Consider the following 16,605-nt stretch of genomic DNA (forward strand, 5'->3'; position numbering starts at 1 on the left):
TCCGTTCGAACAATCAAGCCTTTTATTTAGCAAGCTAAGCAAATAGCTTAAATTCTATTGAGGGATACCTACAATTAGCATGTTCTGATCAGCAGAGGGAGTTTTATACGCGATCGTCGCCGAGTGGTATTCCAAAATTCGTTTCACAATGCTCAAGCCGATCCCACTCCCCGATTTCTCGAAAGAATTACTACCTCTGGTGAAGGTATTAAAGAGATCTGATGTATCCTCTATCTTCGGTATAGGGCCAGTATTCGTTATGATCACCTCAAGCTGATCACCTTTATGATCTACAGAGCACTTGACAATCTTATTGGAAGAATAGGTAAAGGCGTTTCTGAATAAATTAGAAAAGGCAATTTGGAGCAGTATATCATCTGCCTCTACTTCAAGGTCTAGATCCGGGGATACACCCGATAAAATATCAAACTGAAACCTGAAATCAGGGTGAAGTTTTGCAACCTGTGCAGAAGAGGCAAAGAGAACTTCATCTAGTCTCACTTTTTCAAAAGTAGGCCGTCCACTCTCATTTATTTCCGAGAGTAATAATAAAGACGTAACAATTTCGGAAAGCTGACTGGCATCCTCAATTACACTTGAAAGCGTGTTTTTAATCGTGTCCGGGGTTTCCTTTCTTTTTGCCAGGTTCTCTAACTGGGCCAGGATCTTCGCGATAGGGGTGCGCAGCTCGTGAGAAGCATTTCCTGTAAAGGCTTTCTGGCTTTGATAGGCTGAGTTAATCCTGTCCATCATCTGGTTAAAAGAGTATGACAGAGCTTTTATTTCACTGTCCTCTACAGGTTCGGTTAGTCTTTTGTTAAGGTTTTTATCTGTGATTTCCTGAATATCTTTCCTGAAACGGTCCAGTGGTGCAAGACTTCTCTTACTTAGGTAGAAGGATAGTAACCAAACAGATGTTACGCTTACAATGGATGCAACGATCAGCAAATACCTAAGATATAAAAGCTTATTATTACCATACTTGTCTTCCGCCGAGACAAGTACATAATAATCTTTATCCTGAAGGGGGAAATGAATACCCAGAACATCGTTTTCCTTTGACCGTTTGAAGAGCGTATTCTTCTCTTTTATACTTCTCAGATCCTCCTTTGTCCAATTAATCACTGCATCGTCGATACTGCTGTAGATCAACTCCTGATGGTGGTTGAAGACCAGTATTTTTTCATTATAAAGTCTGTTAATACTGTTCCGGTCAATGATCTTCATTAATTGATAATCCACCTCTTTTACCTCAATGAGTAGCTTCACAGTCGTTTCCGCCTTTTCAGCCAATCTATCCCTGAATTCTTCCTGTCTGAAATTCGAAAACAGATAGTAGATCGTAAACATGACCGTTGCCAGAAGTATGGAAAAAAGCAGGCTAAAAAGCAATGAAAAGCGGAGTTTGAGGGTCATTCTAAATTTTTTTCAGGTAATATCCATAACCCGGCCGTGTATGGATAAGTTTAGTTTCAAAACCTTTATCAATTTTTGTACGAAGAAAGTTGATGTAAACCTCAATGGTATTGGTACCTGTTTCGAAATTAATATCCCAAACCTCTTCAGATATAACCTGCTTTGATACTGTTCTCCCCCTGGCTTTAGCCAATAGCTCAAGGAGCTTATACTCCTTTGGAGTTAACTCAATTACCTTAGAACCTCTCTGAACTTTCATTTCGGTTACATTAACAGCAAGATCGTCCACTTTGTAAATAATATCTTCTTCCTCTCTTACTGCTCTAGAAGATCTTCGTAACAAGGCTTTAACCCTTGCCAAAAGTTCATCAAGATGAAATGGCTTTACGAGGTAGTCATCGGCTCCAAAGTTTAGTGCCTGTACTTTATGGTGTACTGCACTGTAGGCTGTGAGCATTAGGATGGGACTTAAACTGTTTGTCTCCCTGATCTTTTTGCAGACTTCTATTCCGTTTACCGTAGGTACATTAATGTCAAGAAGATATAGCGAGAAATCCTTTAGGTCCATGCTGAGAAGCTCACCTCCATCATTCAGCACCTTGGTGTCGAACCCGTTATTGTTAAGAAACAACTTCAGCTCTGAGGCCATTTTCAGATCATCCTCAAGAATAAGAATATTTTTCATCGAACCAGGAATGTATGATAGTTTGAGACAGCAAAAATAAAGCCCTGTTACCAGGGCTTTCAAACTTATGGATCCGGTACCAGCATCGAAATACTTGACCTGCCTCAAATTTACCAGCAAGAGCTTAAAAACAGCTTAAAAATCCATCGGATTTTCGAATTAGCTGGCATTAAGTTTTAAGGTTTTTTTAAGGGTTGTTATGCATCTTTGACTGTTGTGTATTCAATATACACAGCTCAAATGTTAATTTTCAACAACACAACAAGCGTAACTGCTTTTATTACAGCACTTTCTGCTTACCTAATCATTTCTGCTATCGTTTCTTTTGATAAGAAGCAGATTAAAATGGTCAGGAAAGGGAAATTACCATCCAACTCGGCACTTTTACCGGGATGGATGGAATATTTATACTGGACTGAAATAATTCTACTGGTAATAATTCTGCTGGTAAATTGGAAGATCGGTATCGTTGTTTTTGTTTTAAGCAGCGGATTAGGGTATCTCGGGTTACTTCCAAAAGCAGGAAGCTTATTAATTCAAGTTGCCAAGAAGTTAAAGGCTAGCTGACATGATGAATTTAAATTTTTGGAATAGGATTAAGGCTTTAATTACACCTTCACCGAAAATCAGGTACAGTGAAAGTGTGGTTGTTCCGGGTATCGGAGTGCTCTTTTTCAACAAAGAGGGAGAGCGATCGTATTGGTCAGGGCATGTTCATAATATCGCTGTCAATTATGAAGTAGAACTCAGGATATATAATACGGCAATTAACGGACCGACAACTGAACAATTAGATGAAGTAGGTGATTTCGGAAAGCATTACGACGGGTTGAAGAGTGTTTTGCTATTTCGGCTAAAACAGTTTTTCTTGAAAAGTGGAAAAGATATAAGTTTCGAAGATCTTGAAAAGGTATTTTACCTCAGCCGGGTTGAGCTATCTGAAAGCTTGCAATGGAAGATCATTTTAGAGCCTTCTTATAAAGTGGAAAGTTCCTTTGATTTCTTTCCGCAGTTCGAACTGTTCAGGAATAGGGTAACCTGGACAAGCTTTGACAACTGATTATCCAGATAAAACTTATTACCTTTTTTCGACGTCCGATACCAATTTAAATTATAGTTTCTCATGGGTTTCTTTAGCGACTTAATTCAAAGCATTCTGGTAATACTACTGTTAATAGTAGGCACAGTAGGTGGATTTGCTCTATTAGTCTATCTGTTTGTTTTACTCTATTCATTGATGTCGAATAAAAAAGGTCTCAACTCAAAAGGGGAAGAGCCAGTTCAGCGATAATTAACTCTTCTCTATGTCAACCATTAATCTCAATTCCTTTAAAGATTTTTTTGCTTCAAAATCAGCAGGTGGGATCATTCTTCTTATCTGCGTGATCATCAGCCTTATTATTGCAAATTCCCCGCTGGAGGGACCTTTCGCCATGTTCCTTGAAACTAAAATTGGGACTCATGCAGGAGGTTTGCATCTGGAATATCCCCTAATGCTTTGGATCAATGACGGCCTAATGGCAATTTTCTTTTTACTGGTGGGATTGGAGATAAAAAGAGAGCTTGTTGAAGGAGAATTATCTTCAGCTAAGCAAGCTGCATTACCTGTTTTTGCAGCTATTGGCGGCATGCTTGTGCCTGCCTTATTGTTTGGCTTGTTTAATAATAATACTCCTACTGCAAACGGTTGGGGGATACCTATGGCAACCGATATTGCTTTTGCCATCGCTATTCTTTCATTACTTGGCAATCGCGTTCCAGCCTCCCTCAAGATATTCCTGACAGCATTAGCAATTGTTGATGACCTTGGAGCTATTTTGGTTATAGCCATATTTTATTCATCAAAGATCCAGTGGGATTATATGGCATATGCTGGCGTCGTGCTGCTTTTATTGGTAGCGATGAATCGTTTTCAGATAATGAATTATGCTTTTTATTTGATACCAGGATTGTTCCTATGGTACTTTATTCATAACTCTGGTATTCACGCCACCTTTGCCGGGGTGTTAACAGCTCTTACCATTCCCACCACGCCAGATAGTTCTGAATCGCCGCTTGAAAAGCTCGAACATCTGCTTACCAAGCCGGTTAACTTTCTGATCATGCCAATTTTTGCGCTGGCCAATACCAATATCCACTTTGAGCCTGGAATGATAGAAGGAGCAACCAGTAATATGGGTCTGGGGATTTTCCTGGGTTTAATAGTTGGTAAACCGATAGGGATTTTCATTATGGCCTGGGTAGCAGTTGCAGTGCGCTTAAGTTCACTTCCGGATGGAACGAAATGGGTACACGTACTGTCTTTAGGGGTACTTGCAGGAATTGGTTTTACCATGTCGATCTTTATTGCCATGCTATCGTATAAAGATCCCCTCTTACAAATCCAGGCAAAATTCGTAATTCTCATTACATCTGTTATTGCAGGTCTGACAGGCTATGTTCTCTTGAAATACCTGTACCGGCAGAAGGAGAAATAGTACAAAAGGAGAAATAATAACTTTTATAGAGACGGGATTTTATCATTGATCTAGGAGGCTTTCTTATCCCACTCTTCGTTAGTATCCTCAATCCGCTTCCAGAGATCATCTAACTCTTGCTGCGCTGGCTGATCCTTATCAGTACAAAGAGTTTGAATTAAAATAATAGCTTCAGCAAGGGTTTTGGCGTTTTCCGGATGGAGCAATGACCATTCCAGCCATTGCCCGCCTTCCCTTTCCTGAGGATTCATAACCCAGCGGATAAAGGCTTGGTCAACAAGTAATTCATCAAGAGTAAAGTTTAGCAATGACATATAAAGAAGATCGAGCGCTTTATGACTGGATAGAAAAGTCCGGCAAAGCGTTCCTTAGACAAGAAAACATAGCGGTTGTTACGAAAGGGCCAACGTTTTTACAATGGAAAAGTTAAAATAGAGTCTTTAAGAATTGCTCTTAAGGTAGATCTATTAAGTATGTTTTCAACAATTCTTTAGCCGCCAAAAATTAAAAGCTAACTTTACGGCCTATGGGAATGCCATTACGAATTACATTTAATGACGTTGATTACAACTTTAAGGTTGCCAATACAGAGCCAATCACAAAAGCTACAACCAAAATTCCTATTTTAATAAATGGAGAAACTATTGAACTAATAAAAGATACTAAAGGTTGGATCTCTAATTCAGCAACATCCGGTATTAATTCTGACCTCATTCAGGCGATTGGACGAGCCATAGAGTTACGGTTTAGATTATAGGATGATAATCCGGGTTTTGTCTTAAATATTTTAATTAAAACGGCGATGTTAATCATCGCCGTTTTTGTTATTTAGCTTTCAGTAAGAGGTCTGCTCCCTGCAAACCCTTCCCATCTACTGATAACTTAATATCTCCCGGACTAGTGGTCGATTGAACTAACACCACCAGCTTTCCACTAAATAATTTCATCGTTGGAAGATGAAACTGTTCCAGCGAGGTTGCGTCGCCGTTGCAGGCAGCTCTATATACTCCATTTCCGTTTACCTTGAAGTTTAACTGGTTGCCTGCTTCAGGACAAAGAACACCTCTCTCATCTACCACCGATACCGTAACAAAGGAGATATCTTTTCCGTCTGCATTGATCTCGGAACGATCTGCTTCCAGAACCAGTTTGTAAGGTTTTCCAGCTGTATAAGTTGTTTTCTCTGCCGCTGGCTTACCATTTTTATCGAAAGCTACTACTTTAACTGTTCCGGGTTCGTATTTCACATCCATCCACATTAGCCGGTATCTGCTTCGAGGACTAGAGTTATTCTTCCTTTGAACACCCATACTTTTTCCATTAATAAAAAGCTCGGCGCTGTCGAAATTTGTATAGACAAAAACCGGTGTGATTTGCCCTTCCCTGCCTGCCCAATTCCAATGGGGTAAAATATGAAGCGTGTTATCCTTTGTATTCCATTGACTGCGATACAGATAATATCTATCTTTTGGTAAGCCCGCCAGATCATTGATACCAAAATAAGAACTGCGGGATGGCCAGTAATCATCGTAAGGAGTTGGCTCGCCAAGATAATCGAAACCCGTCCACACAAATTGTCCGATCGTCCAGTCCTTCGTATCCTGCAAAACAAAATCATCCTCCGGCAAATTAGACCAGCTACAATATTCGAGGTCGTAGGAGGAGCATTGCAGGTCATCGTAAGTCTTTTCAACTCCCTTTACTACAGGAAACTTATAGATTCCTCTTGAGCTAACAGTTGAAGCTGTTTCTGACCCTAAAATAAAGCCTTGCGGAAATTGTTTATAGGCTTCCTCATATAAATGTGTCCGGTAGTTTAAACCCGGAATATCCAGAACTGCACCAAACCCTGAAGCCATAGTTGCTTTTACCTGATCCATTCCTACCGTTACAGGCCGTGTAGGATCTTCACGATGAAAAATATCCTGCAGCCACTTTGCGCGTTTGGCTCCTTCCGAACCATGCTGATCTGGCACTTCATTCCCTGCACTCCACATCACGATAGAAGGATGATTCCGTGTGGCATGCACCAGGTTCACGATGTCCTTTTCCGCATCGGTCTGGAAAAACCGGTTATAACCATTCTCTACTTTCGACTTTGCCCATTCATCAAACGATTCGGCCAGGAACATAAATCCCATTTCATCGCATAACTCCAGCTGCTCAAGGGAAGGCATATTATGAGAACTTCGAACAGCATCGCAACCCATATCCTTTAGTATACTTAACTGTCTTTTCAGTGCAGCAATGTTTATTGCGGAACCCAGCGGTCCCAGATCGTGGTGAAGGCAAACACCTTTAAACTTCCTGACTTGGCCATTCAGACTAAATCCCTTACCTGCGGTATAACTTATCTCCCTAATCCCAAACCGGGTAATAACCTCATCCTTCAGTTGATTTCCCTGGTACAAACGTGAAATTGCTTTGTAAAGGTATGGCGATTCAGGACTCCACAAGCGGGGCCTGGGAACGGCAATGTTTTGGTTAAACTCCGATCCAAAGACTTCCTTGCTCTCGTTCACTGCCACTGTATCTCCAGCCTCATTTAAAATTGATGTTCTTATCCTGAGGCCGGTACCGGCAACTTTAGTTTTTACATTTACCCTGGCTTGTTCTGCTGAAATAAATGGAGTGGTGATATTGGTTCCCCACTGCTCGATGCTCTCCTTGTTCTTTACGATCAGTCGCACATTCCTATACAGGCCAGCTCCAGGATACCATCTTGAAGAGCGGACCATATTGCTTAAATGTACTGCAAGACTATTGGCTTTTCCCGCCTGAACAAGGTGGCTGATGTCGAGATAAAAATAGTTATAACCATAATTCCATTCACCCGCCTTCTGCCCGTTTATAAAAACTTTCGGTTCGCTCATCGCTCCCTCGAAAAGGATAATAACCTTCTTGCCCCTGGCGAAAGCCGGCAGGTTAAAGGAATTCCTATACCATGCTTCTCCAACGTGTGGAAGCGCCCCTGTTCTGCCAGTTTTTTCTGTAGGTACTTTCTCGCCGTTCTGCTCTATAGCAACAACTTGTTTGTCCACTTCCTTATCAAAGGGACCATAAATTGCCCAATCATGCGGAACTGTTACCGTCTGCCAGCGTTTATCTTTAAAATTCGTGCGATAAGCTTCCGGGCTGGCTCCTTTTCGGAACTTCCATCCGGTATTAAGTGTTGCCTCCCACCTTTGCTGCGCAAAGGATTCGTTTAACAAAGCAAAAAAAAATAGAATAAATAATCCTGATCTCATTTAAAATAGAAAGAATGTGTGTTTATAAATGGAAGCTCTTACCATCCCAGTAGATCTTCTCACGCTTTAATAGGTAATTATAGGCCTGCAAAGCTGTGTTTTTAGATATTGAAAACCTAAGGCATAGGTTCCGAACCGTAGGTAGTGAAGCATGAGGCTCTAATTTACCAAGCTCTATTGCCCGCTCCATGACGCATGCCAATTGTAGGTAAACGGGGGTAGAGGAAACAACATTAACCTTAAAATCAAAGCGGTCCATAAGGGTAAAATTCTCGTCAAAGCGAATTCAAACCTACCTTTCAGAAACTAATTCCATTTGTCCTATTGGTCATTTATTTAGTTCATATGGACTTTTGGAGGGTTAAATACGTTTATGTTAATCCAGCAAACAGCTTTACAGTACCAGGTGGGCTGACAGAGACAAAAAATTTCAAGCTAGACAATCGGATTTAGGTAAAATAGAAAAAGAGCAGAACTCGCGCTGCTCTTTCATACCAAAACAAATTTATTTAAGTAACGAATTTCCAGGTAGATGGAAATTGGGTATTAGAATCTTCTTAATGATACTCTCCCTGATACAACTGCGAATTTGTATAGATCGCAGACAAGACATCCTGGCCACATTCGTATGAGATCATACAGCGCTCTTCAGAAAGCAGCTGCTTTTCTATATCAATATCAATAGAGCTGTTGATCATGGCTACATTGTTTTTAAACTGCTCTTTGAGTTTCTTCCTTTTAACAGCTTCAATAAAAGCGATCACTTCCTTCTGACTCTCCAATATCAAACCAGGAACAGTAACAGGCTTGTTCTCGTCATCCAACGCAACCATTGTGAAATAGCTGGTATTCGTGTGTTTTACCGTGTTCTTTTTTACATTTTCTGCCACAACCATTATACCTACCACAATAGAACTGTTACCGACATAGTTCACCGAAGCGTAAAATGAAACTAGTTCACCCATTTCAACTGCTGCCAGAAAATCAACTGTATCAACCGAAGCTGTTACACAATACGCATTTGAGTGCTTTGCAGCACATACATAAGCTACCTTATCCATTAATGATAAGATAACTCCCCCGTGGATCTTTCCTTCAAAATTTGCATAGGAAGGAACCATTAATTCTGTAATAACAGTTTCTGAGAACTTAACGGGTTTGAAATTTTTATTAGCCATATCAAGATTGTTAAAAAAATAAGAAAAGGCAGGTTTCGCTGTTTAAAATGGAAACCGGTAATAGTTAAAACAAAACAAAAACTAAGACAATCTATTAACGGCAAAAAGAACGACTGAAAAACAACTTAACAAACTTAAAAACCCACCTTCCCTTCACAACCTTCTGTTAAAACATTACAAATATCATATTTTATAAATAAAAGACAAACTTTTTTAATAAAAAAATATGATCTAAGTAATATTTATAGCTTAAATCGATAAAAAACAACTAAAAAAAACCAAAACAGGGCAAACGCAGCAAGATCTTCAGTCATTTTACAGATAAAAAGCAAGCCAAACCAATAAAAAACACCACAACAGAAAATAATAAAGGAAAAACAGAAGCCATTAAGAAAGAATCTCACTCATCTCGGCCGTAAACCGAAGCTCATGGGCATTAAGAGCATTTTTTGAAAATTTAAGTTTTTCTCTGCCTTTACATAAAGGGTTCATATATTTGCCGTTATGAGTATTTTATCGAACAGAATCAACAATCTTGCCGAGTCTGCTACCATAAAAATGGCAAAACTCGGAAGAGAATTAGCAGCTAAAGGCGTAGACGTAATCAGCCTTAGCCTTGGTGAAACAGATTTCTTTACACCTGATTTTGTGAAGGATGCATCCAAAAAAGCTATTGACGAAAACTATTCTTACTACACTCCAGTAGCTGGTTATCCTGATTTAAGGAAGGCTATTGCAGCTAAATTGAAGCGTGAAAACAAGGTGGATTATAGTTTCGATCAAATTGTTGTTTCTACTGGTGCTAAACAATCTTTAGCCAACGCAATACTTTGCCTCATCAATCCAGGCGAAGAAGTAGTTATCCCTACTCCATATTGGGTTTCTTACTCTGAACTGGTAAAATTAGCAGAAGGTGAATCAGTTTTCATTAATGCCACCATTGAAAGCGATTTTAAAATTACCCCTGAACAACTAGAAGCAGCTATTACACCAAAAACCAAGTTGTTCATGTTCTCATCTCCCAATAACCCAACAGGAACGGTATATACCCGGGAAGAGCTGGCAGCACTTGTTGCCGTCTTTGAAAAACACCCTAACATCTATATTATCTCTGATGAAATCTATGAGCATATCAATTTTATTGGAGAACATGTTTCTATTTCAGAATTTGAAAGCGTAAAAGACCGCGTTATTATTATTAACGGACTGTCAAAAGCCTATGCTATGACCGGATGGCGCTTAGGCTGGTCTGCAAGTAATAAAGAAATTGCTGTTGCCATTGAGAAATTACAAAGCCAGGTAACTTCAGGAACTTCATCAATTACCCAGATGGCTGGGATTTCAGCATACAACGGAAGCCTCGACAGCGTAAGAGAAATGCAAAAAGTATTCTTAAGACGCCGCGACCTGGTATATAGCTTATTGAAAGAAATACCTGGAATGAAAGTTAACCTGCCTGCAGGTGCATTTTACTTCTTTCCTGAGATCAGCTCTTTCTTCGGAAAATCTTATGAAGGACAAGAGATCAAAAATGCTGAAGACCTTTCTTTGTACCTATTGAACGTAGGTCACGTAGCTACAGTAAGCGGCGACTCTTTTGGAGATCCAAATTCTATCCGCCTATCTTATGCTGCTGCAGACGATAAATTAATTGAAGCTTGCAAACGTATTAAATCAGCATTAGAACAGTTGAAAGATGAAAAAACTGTTCCAGCAGTTTAGTAACTTAAATATATTAGTCATCGGGGACGTGATGATGGATTCATACCTCTGGGGAAATGTAGATCGCATTTCCCCGGAGGCTCCCGTTCCCGTCATCTCTGTTCAGAGAAAGGAAAACCGTCTTGGAGGTGCTGCGAATGTTGCGTTAAACATTCAGGCCCTTGGAGCTAATCCTATCATCTGCGCCGTTATAGGCAATGACATTGAAGGAGACGAGTTTATCCGCCTGATGGAGGCTCAGAAGCTTTCAAGTGATGGCTTACTTAAATTAGGATCTCGTCCAACTACGGTAAAAACCCGCGTAATTGGACACCATCAGCAAATGCTTCGCATAGATGCGGAAGTTGACAGGGATATAAGTGACGCCGAAACTAAAGATCTTCTTTCGAGGATCCTTTTAATAATCGACGAAAAAAAGATCGATGCCATCATTTTCGAAGACTATGATAAGGGAGCCATTACAGAATTCCTGATCTCTGAAGTGGTAACTAAGGCGAAACAGAAAAGTATAATTACCGTAGTGGACCCTAAAAAACGTAACTTTCTTAGTTATAAGGGCGTAACCCTGTTTAAACCCAACTTAAAAGAGCTACGGGAGGGCTTAAAAGTAGATATCAATCTTAAAAACCCCGGCGAATTAGAAAGTGCGGTAGCAAAACTACAGCAGGTTTTAAATGCAGAAAAGGTGATGGTAACCCTTTCTGAACACGGTGTTTTTATGCAATCATCGGGGGGGCATCAGATCATTCCAGCCCATATTCGCAACATTGCTGACGTTTCGGGGGCCGGAGATACTGTAATTTCAACGGCAGCCTTATGTTTAGCCGCCGGTTTAGATGATATAAAAACTGCCGCTATTGCTAATCTTGCAGGAGGATTAGTGTGCGAGCATGTCGGGGTCGTTCCTATCGATCTTGAACAGCTTTCCAAAGAGGCAAACAGCCTGTTTGATTAAGCATTACCATAAAGGTCATTACTGGGAGGAAGATTTTTTAGGTTTTGGCTTAAATTTCCTTTTTCCTTGTGATGACCTTCTTTGTTTGCTTTGAGCAGCTGCAAATTCTACCTGCTCTCCTACTTCTTCCGGAAGTCTCAATACAGGAAGCTCTCTCCCAATAATACGTTCTATAGACAATAGCTTACGCTGATCTTTCTCATTGACAAGAGTGATGGCAGTACCTGTTGCTTCAGCCCTCGCTGTGCGTCCGATCCGGTGAATATAATCTTCAGGATCTGAAGGGGCATCGAAATTAACTACCAGATCAATACCTTCAACATCTATCCCCCTTGAAAGGACATCGGTACCGATCAGCACCCGTAACGTCTGATTTCTGAACTCCCTTAAAATCTCTTCGCGCTCATTCTGTTCGAGGTCTGAGTGAAAAGCTTTTGCCTGAATTCCAATACTCTTAAGTGCGCGATGGAGATCTTTCACCTTCTCTTTCGTAGAAGCAAAAATGATTATACTGGCGAAAGAACCCCTCTTCAATAATAATTGTATTAAGGGTACCTTCTGAGCATCAGTAACTTTAAAGATCTGTTGCTCGATACCTGAAGCGGGTTGCGACGGTGCAAGATTGATCTGCTGGGGATTAATCAAGGTAGTTTTTGCCAACGAACGGATGCGCGGTGGCATAGTTGCAGAAAATAAAAGCGTTTGTCTCTTTTTAGGCAAATGATTTATGATCTTTCTTATATCATCGTAGAAACCCATATCAAGCATCCTGTCTGCTTCATCCAATACCAGGTACTTCAGGTTTTTAAAATTAAGGATACCCGAGTTTAAATGCTGGATCAGACGACCGGGGGTCGCAATCAAAATATTTACCTTATTCTGAATGGCTCTTCTCTGCTGCTCGTAAACAATCCCATCTCCTCCACCAAATATAGCCACCGAGCTAACACCGGAGAAATAAGCTAATCCTTCTACCTGTTGATCTATCTGCTGAGCGAGTTCGCGCGTGGGGGCCAATATTAATGCTGCTATTTCCTCTTTATTACTTTTTGCTATATTATTAATAACTGGTAATAGATAAGAAGCAGTTTTACCTGTACCTGTTTGAGCACAGGCAATCAAATCATTGCCCGCCAGAATTAAAGGAATTGCTTCCTGTTGAATTGGAGTAGGTTCGCTATAACCCATTGCTTCAAGGCCCTCGCCTAGATCGGGTTCAAAATTAAAGTCGTTGAAAGTCACGATATTTTTGGTGATGTTAATTCTTTTTTATCTTCCAGGGAAAAAATAGTAAAAGATTTTGAGTTTAATAAAAAAGATGTAAATTTAATAAATTATTATACAAGAATACGCGCAATTAACCAGAGGAATACATATAAATCTAATTTTTTAATTTTAATTTTTCCAGAACATTATAAACCTTTCATATGTTATACCTCTCAACAGTAGTCTTATCTGCATGATTTTCAAATTATAATTATTCATAAATTCTCACCTTTATTCTATTTAATCCATGAACATTTTTGTTGCCAGCCTTCCGTTTCAGCTTGAAGAAGACGATGTAAGGCAAACTTTTGAAGAATTCGGAGAAGTTTCATCCGTAAAATTAATCCTTGATAAAGAAACAGGTAAAAAAAGAGGCTACGGTTTTGTTGAAATGCCAGATGACGAACAAGGTCAAAATGCTATCAACCAATTAAACGGCGCTGAAATCCATGGTCGAGCGATCTCTGTTTCACAAGCGGAAGCAAGAGAGGATAATCGATCAAGAAATAACTTCAACAGGCCACGAACTGGAGGTGGTTTTAATCGCGAAGGCGGAAGCGGTGGATATGGTGGAGGTAATGGTGACAGAAACTTTAACAGAGGTGGTGGAGGTGGAGGTTTTAACAGATCTGCAGGAAGCAGAAATGGTAATTCCAGAGATAATCGCGGCGATAGCGGCAGAGGCGGCAATCGTTGGTCGTAGAAAGAACTAAAAGAACTAAATCTAAAAAATCTGCAAAAAGAGAGTTTTTGCAGATTTTTTTTTACCTAACCCGCTCAACTGGCTTCAGGTGCTGTAGCTTACTATCTATCAGGGCTTTATTTTATTTTTCTATTGAATAACCCAAACAAAAGAACCTGTACTTCGTTAATTATGGACTTATTTAAACGTTATGGCGAAGAGGATTTTAGCAGTAGACGATAACGAAGATATTTTAGACATCTTAGACCTTATGTTAACCATTGATGGTTATCAGGTAGAGACAAGCCTTTCACCTGCCTCAATCGAAAAACAAATTATAGATTTTAAACCCGATCTCATCCTTTTGGACATTCAGATGGGTACGTACAATGGTCTGGATATTTGTAAGAAGCTAAAGAGCAATCTCTATTCAAGCGAAATCCCTGTTGTTATAATTTCATCTGATGACAGTATCTACCAGGCAGAGCAATATGGTGCTGACGGCTTTATAGCTAAGCCTTTTGAAATGAATACCCTTCTTAGTAAAGCTGCTACATTTACTGAAGGCAGAAACACCGGATATTCGCGCGCCTCTGCCTAACCCGATTCATTTTATTTTCTATGGGTGGGTTCAATATCGTTGTTGCGTTGAATTTCTTCCTGAACTTCCTGGCTATTTGAACGCATAGCCGGAGATGCCATCGGACTTTCAGTAGGACGCTCATCCCCCAGCAATACTCCCCACTGCCTTAACATAGAAGAGCGGTCGAATACGATCTTAAGCACCGCAATGATCGGTAATGAAAGGAACATACCGGATATACCTGCAAGGCTTCCCCCCAGGAATACGCCGATAATGGTCATTAAAGCATTTATTTTCACCTTAGATCCTACTATCCGCGGCATAAGAATATTATTATCCAGGAACTGGACAAAGGCGATCGTTCCAAGCACCGCCAGTATTGGCCATAGTTGGTCGCTGGAAGTTAAAGTGATTAAAACCCCAATGATATTCCCAATCAGCGCTCCGACATAGGGGATCAGGTTTAAAAAGGCAAATATTACTGCGATTAACAAGGCGTGCTTTATCCCGATAAGTGTTAGTATGGTACCTAGCAAAATCGTCATATAAGTAACCTGGATTAATAACCCTATTAGATAACTTTTAATGATCACCTTTGACTCAAGGATCGCTTCGCGCACTTTATCATGACTTTCGTCGGGGAACCACATGAAAATAAAGCGAAGAAGTAAGTTCTTATAATAAAGTAAAAGATAAATATAAATCGGAAGAAGGCCAAGGAACACTAAGGTAGAGGAAACAGAACCTGCTGCACCAGTTAGCATCCCACTGGCATAATTTAAAAGCTTATTACTTTGATCGTTAATAAGATTTAACTGCTCCTTTGTTGAAAAGTCCGTTTTGTTATTGATCCAGGCACTTAAAGAATTGAGGTGACTGGTGATATTTTTCTTAATTAAGGGAAAATCAGATACCAGAGCTGAAATCTGGGAGGAAAAGAACCATACTATAGATCCTACTACTATTGCCAGCAGCAGGATTGATATAAATATTGCCAATGCCTCTGGGAAACGTTTCCTTACAAAAAACTGGAATACTGGTAAAAGCACTATACTGATAAAAAAAGCCATTGCTATAGGCATTATAATGCCTTGCCCCAGTACAATTATATAGGCTATCAGAACAAGACCTAATAGCTCGATTGATCTGCGCACCGTAATTGGTAACTCTCTCATTAATTTTTCTCGTGTAAAATGAACATTCAATAATAAAAACTAAAAATTTTAATCGGCTAATTGTTTGAACAATTAAAGTTTAATTTATTGACATACAATTTGGACTAATTATAAACAAGTATTACATTTGTAATGATTCTAAATAGATATGCAAACAAAAACACCTCAACATCTGATAGAGATTTTTAAAACACAACAGGGTGCTGTATATCAATGCAATTCTAAAAATGCTTTTTGTTTAGAATTCGGCAATAGCCGTTCCTTTTTCAAAATCAGTGATTTTCTAAATTTTACAAAAAAGATCAATAACATTGATGTTGCGGAGATGGCTAAGAACACCTCTCGTCATGCTGATATTGCTATCGTGATGCCACATTATACAGAGCGTTGTTTTGTTTTAACTATCACCGATATCATTGCTTTAAGGGAAATACTGAATGGGGCTAAGTTTATGCTTCAACTGAACAGTATTTTAAGAGAATGCATGACAAGCCTTGCGTAATATTTAGACTTATTCCGTATTAAAATTCTGGTACACTTTTCGTAGGTTTTACTGTTCTCATTCTATAAATTAGTAGTACACAACAGTAAAAGATATGAAAGACCTTCTTAGACTAAGAACTTCATTAAGCGAAGAAATCGAAGCTCTTTTAAACGAACAGATCAAAACAGAGGCTTACTCCTCTGCCGTATATTTAGCCATGTCTGCATGGTGTAACCGGAATGGATTCGATAACAGCTCGAAATATCTGGAGAAACAATCCTATGAAGAACGCGAACATATGATGAAATTGTTCCGTTTTGTAAATGATATGGGAGGCCATGCCATTTCTCCTGAGATAACTAACATTCCACAGGAGTTTGAGTCATTCAAAAGCGTTTTTGAAATTGCCTTACAGCAAGAGATCAGTGTAACGGCGCAGTTTAACCGGATGGCAGATCGCTGTTTTAAAGCCAAAGATTTCATGACTTTCCAGTTTATTCAATGGTTCCTTAAAGAACAGATAGAAGAAGAGTACGTTGCCCGACGGGTTCTGGAACTATTTGAGGTAATAGGCGAGGAAGGAACCGGAAGATGGGAAATTGACAAGCACATCCCGAAAGTTCATTATGATGGGGATTCGGAAGAATAATTTTAAGCCGCTATCGCGGCTTTTTTTATTTCCTACTCCCTGGGTTCGAAAATTAGAGCCTCTCCTGCTGGTCCATTTCAGCACC

Annotated in this window: 18 protein-coding genes; 10 read left to right on the top strand and 8 right to left on the bottom strand. The window is 39.7% G+C overall.

The window, feature by feature from the left end; all coding sequences use genetic code 11:
* Positions 1-54: 54 nt before the first annotated feature.
* Positions 55-1,416: an ATP-binding protein gene (locus tag J4N24_RS01485; protein WP_207531866.1), complete on the bottom strand. Its 1,362-nt coding sequence runs from the start codon at positions 1,414-1,416 to the stop codon at positions 55-57.
* Between the two features lies 1 nt (position 1,417).
* Positions 1,418-2,101, bottom strand: a complete 684-nt coding sequence (locus J4N24_RS01490; protein WP_207531867.1) for a response regulator transcription factor — start codon at positions 2,099-2,101, stop codon at positions 1,418-1,420.
* Between the two features lie 240 nt (positions 2,102-2,341).
* Here J4N24_RS01490 and J4N24_RS01495 point away from each other — a divergent pair, with 240 nt between their 5' ends.
* The 3 genes from J4N24_RS01495 to nhaA all read left to right on the top strand — a co-directional run bounded on the left by J4N24_RS01495 (position 2,342) and on the right by nhaA (position 4,578).
* Complete coding sequence (locus tag J4N24_RS01495; protein ID WP_207531868.1) at positions 2,342-2,668, top strand: hypothetical protein; 327 nt, start codon at positions 2,342-2,344, stop codon at positions 2,666-2,668.
* A gap of 1 nt (position 2,669) precedes the next feature.
* Positions 2,670-3,161 (top strand): hypothetical protein, encoded by a 492-nt coding sequence (locus tag J4N24_RS01500; protein WP_207531869.1) that lies wholly within the window; start codon positions 2,670-2,672, stop codon positions 3,159-3,161.
* Positions 3,162-3,405: 244 nt separating this feature from the next.
* The gene (nhaA, locus tag J4N24_RS01505; protein ID WP_207531870.1) at positions 3,406-4,578 is read left to right on the top strand and encodes a Na+/H+ antiporter NhaA; all 1,173 of its coding nucleotides are present in this window, start codon (positions 3,406-3,408) and stop codon (positions 4,576-4,578) included.
* Positions 4,579-4,628: 50 nt separating this feature from the next.
* On the opposite strand, the gene J4N24_RS01510 is transcribed toward nhaA, so the two are convergent.
* Positions 4,629-4,892 (bottom strand): hypothetical protein, encoded by a 264-nt coding sequence (locus J4N24_RS01510; RefSeq protein WP_207531871.1) that lies wholly within the window; start codon positions 4,890-4,892, stop codon positions 4,629-4,631.
* A gap of 218 nt (positions 4,893-5,110) precedes the next feature.
* Here J4N24_RS01510 and J4N24_RS01515 point away from each other — a divergent pair, with 218 nt between their 5' ends.
* Positions 5,111-5,335: a hypothetical protein gene (locus J4N24_RS01515; RefSeq protein ID WP_207531872.1), complete on the top strand. Its 225-nt coding sequence runs from the start codon at positions 5,111-5,113 to the stop codon at positions 5,333-5,335.
* Positions 5,336-5,402: 67 nt separating this feature from the next.
* On the opposite strand, the gene J4N24_RS01520 is transcribed toward J4N24_RS01515, so the two are convergent.
* The 3 genes from J4N24_RS01520 to J4N24_RS01530 form a co-directional block, all read right to left on the bottom strand.
* Positions 5,403-7,826, bottom strand: a complete 2,424-nt coding sequence (locus tag J4N24_RS01520) for a glycoside hydrolase family 2 TIM barrel-domain containing protein (RefSeq protein WP_207531873.1) — start codon at positions 7,824-7,826, stop codon at positions 5,403-5,405.
* A gap of 22 nt (positions 7,827-7,848) precedes the next feature.
* Positions 7,849-8,085, bottom strand: coding sequence for a GntR family transcriptional regulator (locus tag J4N24_RS25805; RefSeq protein WP_207531874.1), 237 nt, complete (start codon positions 8,083-8,085; stop codon positions 7,849-7,851).
* A gap of 298 nt (positions 8,086-8,383) precedes the next feature.
* Positions 8,384-9,004 (bottom strand): acyl-CoA thioesterase, encoded by a 621-nt coding sequence (locus J4N24_RS01530; RefSeq protein ID WP_207531875.1) that lies wholly within the window; start codon positions 9,002-9,004, stop codon positions 8,384-8,386.
* A 504-nt stretch (positions 9,005-9,508) separates the two neighbouring features.
* Between J4N24_RS01530 and J4N24_RS01535 the strand changes: the two genes are divergently transcribed.
* On the top strand, positions 9,509-10,726 hold the full coding sequence (locus J4N24_RS01535) for a pyridoxal phosphate-dependent aminotransferase (protein WP_207531876.1): 1,218 nt from the start codon (positions 9,509-9,511) through the stop codon (positions 10,724-10,726).
* Positions 10,701-11,681: a bifunctional heptose 7-phosphate kinase/heptose 1-phosphate adenyltransferase gene (locus J4N24_RS01540; protein ID WP_207531877.1), complete on the top strand. Its 981-nt coding sequence runs from the start codon at positions 10,701-10,703 to the stop codon at positions 11,679-11,681. The genes J4N24_RS01535 and J4N24_RS01540 overlap by 26 nt, the downstream gene beginning before the upstream one ends.
* A gap of 18 nt (positions 11,682-11,699) precedes the next feature.
* On the opposite strand, the gene J4N24_RS01545 is transcribed toward J4N24_RS01540, so the two are convergent.
* Positions 11,700-12,923 (bottom strand): DEAD/DEAH box helicase, encoded by a 1,224-nt coding sequence (locus J4N24_RS01545; RefSeq protein WP_207531878.1) that lies wholly within the window; start codon positions 12,921-12,923, stop codon positions 11,700-11,702.
* Positions 12,924-13,194: 271 nt separating this feature from the next.
* Here J4N24_RS01545 and rbp point away from each other — a divergent pair, with 271 nt between their 5' ends.
* Together rbp and J4N24_RS01555 are read left to right on the top strand one after the other, a co-directional pair.
* Positions 13,195-13,650 carry an RNA-binding regulator gene (gene rbp / locus J4N24_RS01550; protein WP_207531879.1) on the top strand — a complete coding sequence of 152 codons (456 nt, stop codon included), beginning with the start codon at positions 13,195-13,197 and terminating at the stop codon, positions 13,648-13,650.
* A gap of 190 nt (positions 13,651-13,840) precedes the next feature.
* Entirely contained in the window at positions 13,841-14,230 is a 390-nt protein-coding gene (locus tag J4N24_RS01555; RefSeq protein ID WP_207531880.1) for a response regulator, read from the top strand.
* Positions 14,231-14,241: 11 nt separating this feature from the next.
* On the opposite strand, the gene J4N24_RS01560 is transcribed toward J4N24_RS01555, so the two are convergent.
* Positions 14,242-15,387, bottom strand: coding sequence for an AI-2E family transporter (locus tag J4N24_RS01560; RefSeq protein ID WP_207531881.1), 1,146 nt, complete (start codon positions 15,385-15,387; stop codon positions 14,242-14,244).
* A 148-nt stretch (positions 15,388-15,535) separates the two neighbouring features.
* Here J4N24_RS01560 and J4N24_RS01565 point away from each other — a divergent pair, with 148 nt between their 5' ends.
* Together J4N24_RS01565 and J4N24_RS01570 are read left to right on the top strand one after the other, a co-directional pair.
* A complete protein-coding gene (locus J4N24_RS01565) occupies positions 15,536-15,889 on the top strand; it encodes a DUF6686 family protein (protein ID WP_207531882.1) in 354 nt (117 codons plus the stop codon).
* 94 nt (positions 15,890-15,983) lie between these two features.
* Positions 15,984-16,520 (top strand): ferritin, encoded by a 537-nt coding sequence (locus J4N24_RS01570; RefSeq protein WP_207531883.1) that lies wholly within the window; start codon positions 15,984-15,986, stop codon positions 16,518-16,520.
* Positions 16,521-16,605 lie beyond the last annotated feature (85 nt).

This window comes from Desertivirga arenae (assembly GCF_017355785.1).
In the GTDB taxonomy this organism is placed as follows: domain Bacteria; phylum Bacteroidota; class Bacteroidia; order Sphingobacteriales; family Sphingobacteriaceae; genus Desertivirga; species Desertivirga arenae.

Coding starts and splice junctions, on each gene's coding strand:
- J4N24_RS01485 (WP_207531866.1), bottom strand. CDS start 1,416: ATGACCCTCAAACTCCGCTTTTCATTGCTTTTTAGCCTGCTTTTTTCC.
- J4N24_RS01490 (WP_207531867.1), bottom strand. CDS start 2,101: ATGAAAAATATTCTTATTCTTGAGGATGATCTGAAAATGGCCTCAGAG.
- J4N24_RS01495 (WP_207531868.1), top strand. CDS start 2,342: ATGTTAATTTTCAACAACACAACAAGCGTAACTGCTTTTATTACAGCA.
- J4N24_RS01500 (WP_207531869.1), top strand. CDS start 2,670: ATGATGAATTTAAATTTTTGGAATAGGATTAAGGCTTTAATTACACCT.
- nhaA (WP_207531870.1), top strand. CDS start 3,406: ATGTCAACCATTAATCTCAATTCCTTTAAAGATTTTTTTGCTTCAAAA.
- J4N24_RS01510 (WP_207531871.1), bottom strand. CDS start 4,892: ATGTCATTGCTAAACTTTACTCTTGATGAATTACTTGTTGACCAAGCC.
- J4N24_RS01515 (WP_207531872.1), top strand. CDS start 5,111: ATGCCATTACGAATTACATTTAATGACGTTGATTACAACTTTAAGGTT.
- J4N24_RS01520 (WP_207531873.1), bottom strand. CDS start 7,826: ATGAGATCAGGATTATTTATTCTATTTTTTTTTGCTTTGTTAAACGAA.
- J4N24_RS25805 (WP_207531874.1), bottom strand. CDS start 8,085: ATGGACCGCTTTGATTTTAAGGTTAATGTTGTTTCCTCTACCCCCGTT.
- J4N24_RS01530 (WP_207531875.1), bottom strand. CDS start 9,004: ATGGCTAATAAAAATTTCAAACCCGTTAAGTTCTCAGAAACTGTTATT.
- J4N24_RS01535 (WP_207531876.1), top strand. CDS start 9,509: ATGAGTATTTTATCGAACAGAATCAACAATCTTGCCGAGTCTGCTACC.
- J4N24_RS01540 (WP_207531877.1), top strand. CDS start 10,701: ATGAAAAAACTGTTCCAGCAGTTTAGTAACTTAAATATATTAGTCATC.
- rbp (WP_207531879.1), top strand. CDS start 13,195: ATGAACATTTTTGTTGCCAGCCTTCCGTTTCAGCTTGAAGAAGACGAT.
- J4N24_RS01555 (WP_207531880.1), top strand. CDS start 13,841: ATGGCGAAGAGGATTTTAGCAGTAGACGATAACGAAGATATTTTAGAC.
- J4N24_RS01560 (WP_207531881.1), bottom strand. CDS start 15,387: ATGAGAGAGTTACCAATTACGGTGCGCAGATCAATCGAGCTATTAGGT.
- J4N24_RS01565 (WP_207531882.1), top strand. CDS start 15,536: ATGCAAACAAAAACACCTCAACATCTGATAGAGATTTTTAAAACACAA.
- J4N24_RS01570 (WP_207531883.1), top strand. CDS start 15,984: ATGAAAGACCTTCTTAGACTAAGAACTTCATTAAGCGAAGAAATCGAA.